Here is a 6,303-nt window from a genome sequence, read left to right as displayed (position 1 = left end):
GGAGCGGGGGAGCGGATGCCGGGGGGTCGGGCACCGCGTAGCCTGGGACGGATATGGCACATCTGCTCGGGGGCGAAGCCCTGCACCTGGAATACCCGACCAAGGTCGTCTTCGACTCCGTCTCGCTCGGCGTGAACGAGGGCGACCGCATCGGCATCGTCGGTCGCAACGGCGACGGCAAGTCGAGCCTGCTCGGCATGCTCGCCGGCATCCGCGAGCCCGACAGCGGACGCGTCACCGTGCGCGGCGGCGTCACGGTGGGGGTGCTCGACCAGCAGGACACCCTCGACGACGACGACACGATCGGCCACGCGGTGGTCGGCGATCGCCCCGAGCACGAGTGGGCGGGCGACGCCCGCACGCGCGACGTGATCGCGGGGCTGCTCGGCGACCTGGCCTGGGACGCGCGGCTCGGAGACCTGTCCGGCGGCCAGCGCCGCCGCGTCGCCCTGGCCAAGCTGCTGTCCGGCGACTGGGACGTGCTGTTCCTCGACGAGCCGACCAACCACCTCGACGTCGAGGCGATCACCTGGCTCGCCGGTCACCTCAAGAAGCGCTGGGCGCCGAGCGCGGGCGGCCTCCTCGTCGTCACGCACGACCGGTGGTTCCTCGACGAGATCTGCACCGCCACGTGGGAGGTGCACGACCGCATCGTCGAGCCCTTCGAGGGCGGCTACGCCGCGTACATCCTGCAGCGCGTCGAGCGCGACCGGCAGGCGGCGTCCATCGAGCAGCGCCGGCAGAACCTCGCCCGCAAAGAGCTCGCGTGGCTGCGCCGCGGCGCGCCGGCGCGCACGTCCAAGCCGAAGTTCCGCATCGACGCGGCGAACGAGCTCATCGCCGACGTGCCCGAGATCCGCGACAAGGTGGCCCTGCAGTCCCTCGCGGTCGCGCGTCTCGGCAAGGACGTGGTCGACCTGCTCGACGCGGGCGTCAGCTACGGCGACCACACGGTGCTCAAGGACGTCGAGTGGCGCATCGCACCCGGTGAGCGCACCGGCATCCTGGGGGTGAACGGCGCGGGCAAGTCCACGCTGCTCAACCTCGTGACCGGGTCGCTTCAGCCCACCAGCGGGCGCGTCAAGCGCGGCAAGACCGTCAAGGTCGCGACCCTCACCCAGCGCCTCGACGAACTCGACCAGCACCTGAACGACCCCGTGCGCGTGGTCATCTCGTCGCTGCGGACGACCTACTCGTTCGGTGCGGGGTCCAAGGCGCAGGAGCTCACCCCGGGTCAACTGCTCGAGCGCCTCGGATTCTCGAGCGCTCAGCTCTCGACACCGGTGAAGGACCTCTCCGGGGGCCAGAAGCGTCGCCTGCAGCTGCTGCTCGTCATCCTCGATCAGCCCAACGTGCTGATCCTCGACGAGCCCACCAACGATCTCGACACCGACATGCTCGCGGCGATGGAGGACCTGCTCGACTCGTGGTCGGGCACCCTCATCGTCGTCTCTCACGACCGGTACTTCCTCGAGCGCGTGACCGATCAGCAGTACGCGATCCTCGACGCGCGCCTGCGTCACCTCCCCGGCGGTGTCGACGAGTACCTGCGTCTGCGGTCGCTCCAGGATGCCGGGCCCTCGCGCCCGACGTCGACCGCAGGCGCCCCCGCGGCGTCGGGTCTGCAGGGCGCCGAGTTGCGCGCGGCGCAGAAAGAGGCCTCCGCGACCGAGCGGCGCATCGAGAAGCTGCAGCAGCAGATCGACAGGGCCAAGGCGGCCCTGGCCGAGCACGACCAGTCGGATTACGTCGGTCTGGGTGCCGAGATGCAGCGCATCTCGGGCCTCGAGGCCGAGCGCGACGAGCTCGAGCTGCAGTGGTTCGAGCTGACCGAGCAGATCGGCTGACGCGAAACGGCCCGCCCCGAGGGGGCGGGCCGTCGCGCGCGAAGCCTCAGCGGACGCCGAGGAACACCGGGTTGGTGTAGAGCCACGTGTCCAGCCACGGGTTGCCCTGGCCGGGTGCGTGCGGCTGCGGGGCGCGCGGGTCGACCTCCGCGCCGCGCGGGCCGACGCCGTTGACGCGCCCGTCCGATCCGCGCACGCGCAGGTAGCCGTCCGCGTCGACCGTGCCCGCGGGGATGACGATCTGGAAGGCGGAGCCGCTGCGGTCGCTGACGTCGCGCAGCTCGACGACCCGCGTCGCCGGCGCGGTCATGCTGTCGCGGTCGGTCGCGGGACCGGTGACGAGACCGCGGATGACGTCGAGGTGGGCCAGCCGGGGCAGGATGCCGGCCGAGTTGCGCGTCGTGGTGGGTTCGACATCGATGACGACCTCGATCGTCGTCCCCTTCGGCACCCGCAGCGTCCCGCCGAGAGTGGCGGTGTTCGCGGTGTCGTCGACCGCGCGCACGGTGACGCCGAGGGCGGCGACGAGGTGGCCGTGATCGACCCACATGCGTCCCGCGCGCACCGCGTCGAGCACGGCCGTGTGGGTGCGCGAGGTGGCGCCGACGTGGGTGCGGCTGAACTCGCCGGGCCACAGGTCGCTGCCACCCTGGGGCGTGGGCGTCGAGACGGGATCGGGACGGCGGCCGGCGCGGTTGAAGTTCGCCAGGGTCGCGCCGCTGTCCCACCCGGCACCGGTGGGGAAGTCGCCCACGCGCGTCGTGTCGAAGTTCTTCAGGTGCAGGTCGCTGTTGGCGGTGATCCACCAGCGTCGACCCTCGCTCAGCAGGGCGTCCCACATGCCGCCGACGACGGCCGTCATCCAGTCGAATCCGCCGTGGGCGCGGTAGGCCTCGGCGGGATACCCCGCGAACGAGAAGGCGCTGGGGGAGTTCTCGTACTCCCCGCGCTGCGAGCGGTCGGTGGTGTTGGCGGCCAGGCCCGAGGCCTGGGCGCCGGGCGAGCCCTCGAAGCCGACGAAGACGTCCGGATCGGCGTCCTGCCACGCCCGCAGTTCGCCGGGCGAGTCAATGCCGAGGCGGCTGGGGTGGTTGGCCAGCACGAGGGCGTCGCCGATCGCGCCGGCCTTGCGTTGCTGTCCGAGCCACCGGATGCCGTCCACGGCGTGCTGCAGGAAGTCGGCGGCGTCGCTGGTTCCGGCGCGCGGCTTGTCCCAGGCGTTGAGCTTCCCGTCGTAGTCGAGTTCGAAGCGGCGCAGGACCTGGGTGGCGCGCGGCCCGGGGGCGACGAGGACGGTGCCGTGCTCGGCGGCGGGGATGTACCACTCCAAGCCCTGGAAAACGAGCAGGTCGGGGCGGGCGGTGCGCGCCGCCTCGATCTCGCGGGCGGCGTTGAAGACGCCGCCGACGTTCGCGTGGCCGAGGTTGCTGTGCTCGGTGAAGGCGATGGCATCCACTCCGAATCTCTGGGCCTGGTCGAGGATCGTCGTCATGGCGTACTTCGCGTCGTGCGAGTAGACCGAGTGGACGTGGTGATCGAAGACCAGCCAGCGCAGGCCCGCCGGATTGGGGGATGCCGCGGCGGCGGGCGCTTCGGCGGCCTGGGCGGCAGCCCCGGCTCCGAGGGGCGACACGGCCGAGGCGGCGGTGACGGCCGAGGCGGCGACGGCGAGGAAGGAGCGGCGCGAGAGGCCGGAGGACGTGTGTGAGGACATCGCTGACTTTCGTGAAGGGGTCGGCGGGAACGTAGGCGGGGCGGGTGAATCCCGAGTGTCCAGCGGGTGATGTTGACGTCATCATCCGTTCACCGACGCGTTCTTCCCGTAGGGCACAGTCCCCTCGTCTTCACCACCCGATCGAGAGCAGCCATGCCCTTCACTCCCGCGCCCCGTCGTGTCGTTCCCGCCTTCGCCGCCACCGCCGTCCTGGCCGCGAGCCTGTTCCCGCTGACGGTCGCGTCGGCGTCCGCGGCCTCGCCGCTGGTGCTGAGGGATGCCGCGGGAGCCCCCGTGTTCGCGGGAGAGGCGGCGGCCTACCCCTCCTTCGCCTCGGCCGACTTCGCCGACGGATGTCCCGCGGGGTCCCGCGACGCCGCCCGTCTGTCGGTCACCTCGGGATCGACGACGGTGGTGGTGTCGCCGACGGTCGCCGTTTCGGGTGCTGTCTCGGTGCCGATGGCCTCGTCCTTCAGCGAGGTCGTCCCCCGCGACGCCACGCAGGCGACGCTCACCCTCGAATGCCTCACCCTGACCGGAACGGTGCCCTCGGGGGTCGTGCCGGTGGTCAGCGTCCCCGTGACGATCACCGCTGCCGGATGGAGCGTCCCCGGCGCGCCCCTGCCGTCGTCCTCGCCCTCGCCGACCGTCGCAGCGCCGTCTCCCTCGCCGACGGCGGCGACCTCCCAGCCCGCGCCCACGGTGTCCGCGAGCGTCTCCCCGTCGTCCTCCTCGACCCCCGCTCCGGCCGGCGCGAACGGACCGTCCCTCGCCGTCACGGGCGTCCAGGTCGCGGGGGGCGCAGCACTCGCCGCAGTGGTCGCGACCGCCGTCGGTCTCATCCTGCGTCGCCGTCGCCGCTCGAGGAGCGCGGACGCCTGATCCGGCGCGTCCCGGCCCGAGTCCCCGGGCCGGGACGTCAGTGCACGGCGTACTCGAGCAGCACGATGAAGATCCCCAGGCACGCGGTCGCGAAAGCGCCCACCAGGCGCATCGCCAAGCGTGCCCCGCGCCGCGCGTAGGCGAAGTACCCGAGGATGCCGAGGACCACGAAGGTCGACCACATGCTGAGATCGGACGCGTCGTCCACTGTCATCCCCGTCAGGCCGGCGTAGCTGAGCAGCAGCACCGACGGGATCGAGGCGTACAGCATGCCGGCGCCATGGCGCATGCCCTCGCGCGTGGCCCGGCGCAGACCGTGGGTCGCGTGCTCGGTGAGGGTGTGCGCGAAGACGTGCGCGATGAAGAAGACGATGAGCGACGTCGTCGCGCTCTCGAGCACCTCGCCGACGGACTCGGCGTGGTCGTCGGCGATCGTCACGAACGCCGCGAACACGATCAGGCCGTAGATGGCGGCGGGGGAGCGGAAGCGGACGTCGAACCAGGCCTTCACGCGCTCCCAGCGCGAGAGCGGGGCGGCCGGGGCGCTCACGCGTCGAACCCCAGGCTGAGCTTGCGCAGCAGGGTCGCGAGGCGGTCGCGGTCACTGCGCGCCAGACCCTCGAGCAGCAGGGCCTCGGCGTCGACGAGGCGGGTGATGGCGGCATCCACCCGGATGCGGCCGTCGTCGGTCAGCGTCACGAGGATGCTCCGTCCGTCGCCCGGGTCGGCCTCGCGTCGCACGAATCGGCGGGCGACGAGCCGGTCGATGCGGTTGGTCATGGTGCCACTGGACACCAAGGTCTGCTGCAGCAATTGCTTGGGGCTGAGTTGATAGGGCTCTCCGGCGCGGCGCAACGCCGAGAGCACGTCCCACTCCCACGATTCGATGTCGCTGCGCCGGAACGCCTCTTTGCGGGCGATGTCGAGGTGCCGCGAGAGTCGCGCGACGCGCGAGAGCACCTCGAGGGGAGAGAAGTCCAGGTCGGGGCGCTGACGCACCCAGGCGTCGACGATGCGGTCGACCTCGTCGCTGTCCCGGCTCACCCCCTCATTATGTCCAGAGCCCGTCCCCCGAGCGCGTCGCCGCGCACCGGACGAACGCCCGGCGTCCGCGTCTGGCAGACTTGACCGGTGCCCGCGGGCACGGTCCGCCGTGGTGTAACGGCAGCACGACAGCCTTTGGAGCTGTGAGGTCTAGGTTCGAATCCTGGCGGCGGAGCATGACATCACCGACCGAGTTGGCCGTCGTCGTCCTCGCAGCGGGTCAGGGGACGCGCATGCGCTCCCGTACTCCGAAGGTGCTGCATCCGGTGGGCGGTCGGCCGCTCGTCGGTCACGTGCTCGACACCGCGGCATCCCTCGATCCGGCCCGCATCGTCGTGGTCGTGCGCCACGAGCGCGAGCTCGTCGCCGAGACCGTGACGGAGCTCGCCCCCGGCGTCGTGATCGTCGACCAGGACGAGATCCCCGGCACCGGACGCGCCGTCGAGGTGGCCCTGGACGCGCTCGGCGACTTCGCCGGCGACGTGCTGGTGCTCAGCGCCGACGTCCCCCTGCTCGAGACGGGCACGCTCACCGAGCTCCTCACCACCCACCGCACCGGTGGCAGCGCCGTGACGCTGCTGAGCGCCCGTGTCGACGAGCCCTTCGGCTACGGCCGCATCCTGCGCGACGAGACCGACGGCGTGCGCCGCATCGTGGAGCAGAAGGATGCCACGGCCGACGAGGCCGCGGTCACCGAGATCAACGTCGGGGTCTACGTCTTCCAGGCGGCGCCGCTGCGCGAGCAGCTCGCGCTCGTGGGCACGGACAACGCGCAGGGCGAGAAGTACCTCACCGACGTGATCGGGCTCCTGCGCG

6 protein-coding genes and 1 tRNA gene are annotated in these 6,303 nt (G+C 71.9%); 4 read left to right on the top strand and 3 right to left on the bottom strand.

Annotated features, from left to right (window positions below):
- The first annotated feature begins 53 nt into the window (after positions 1 to 53).
- On the top strand, positions 54 to 1,847 hold the full coding sequence (locus QZ433_RS01865; protein ID WP_295779742.1) for an ABC-F family ATP-binding cassette domain-containing protein: 1,794 nt from the start codon (positions 54 to 56) through the stop codon (positions 1,845 to 1,847).
- Between the two features lie 46 nt (positions 1,848 to 1,893).
- On the opposite strand, the gene QZ433_RS01860 is transcribed toward QZ433_RS01865, so the two are convergent.
- Positions 1,894 to 3,561, bottom strand: coding sequence for a PHP domain-containing protein (locus QZ433_RS01860; RefSeq protein WP_295779741.1), 1,668 nt, complete (start codon positions 3,559 to 3,561; stop codon positions 1,894 to 1,896).
- Between the two features lie 153 nt (positions 3,562 to 3,714).
- Between QZ433_RS01860 and QZ433_RS01855 the strand changes: the two genes are divergently transcribed.
- A complete protein-coding gene (locus QZ433_RS01855) occupies positions 3,715 to 4,443 on the top strand; it encodes a hypothetical protein (protein WP_295779740.1) in 729 nt (242 codons plus the stop codon).
- Between the two features lie 37 nt (positions 4,444 to 4,480).
- Here the strand turns inward: QZ433_RS01855 and QZ433_RS01850 are convergent, their stop codons facing one another.
- Together QZ433_RS01850 and QZ433_RS01845 are read right to left on the bottom strand one after the other, a co-directional pair.
- Entirely contained in the window at positions 4,481 to 4,993 is a 513-nt protein-coding gene (locus QZ433_RS01850) for a hypothetical protein (protein ID WP_295779739.1), read from the bottom strand.
- Positions 4,990 to 5,487: a MarR family transcriptional regulator gene (locus QZ433_RS01845; protein ID WP_116537569.1), complete on the bottom strand. Its 498-nt coding sequence runs from the start codon at positions 5,485 to 5,487 to the stop codon at positions 4,990 to 4,992. Before QZ433_RS01845 ends, QZ433_RS01850 begins: the two co-directional genes overlap by 4 nt.
- 103 nt (positions 5,488 to 5,590) lie before the next feature.
- On the opposite strand from QZ433_RS01845, the gene QZ433_RS01840 reads away from it, so the two are divergent.
- Both QZ433_RS01840 and QZ433_RS01835 read left to right on the top strand, forming a co-directional pair.
- Positions 5,591 to 5,662: transfer RNA gene (locus tag QZ433_RS01840), tRNA-Gln, on the top strand.
- A gap of 1 nt (position 5,663) precedes the next feature.
- Positions 5,664 to 6,303 (top strand): NTP transferase domain-containing protein (locus tag QZ433_RS01835; RefSeq protein WP_295779738.1); only part of this gene is annotated, 640 nt, incomplete at its 3' end.

The organism is uncultured Microbacterium sp. (assembly GCF_913776565.1).
GTDB lineage: Bacteria > Actinomycetota > Actinomycetes > Actinomycetales > Microbacteriaceae > Microbacterium.
This window is presented reverse-complemented; position numbering and strand designations above follow the sequence as displayed.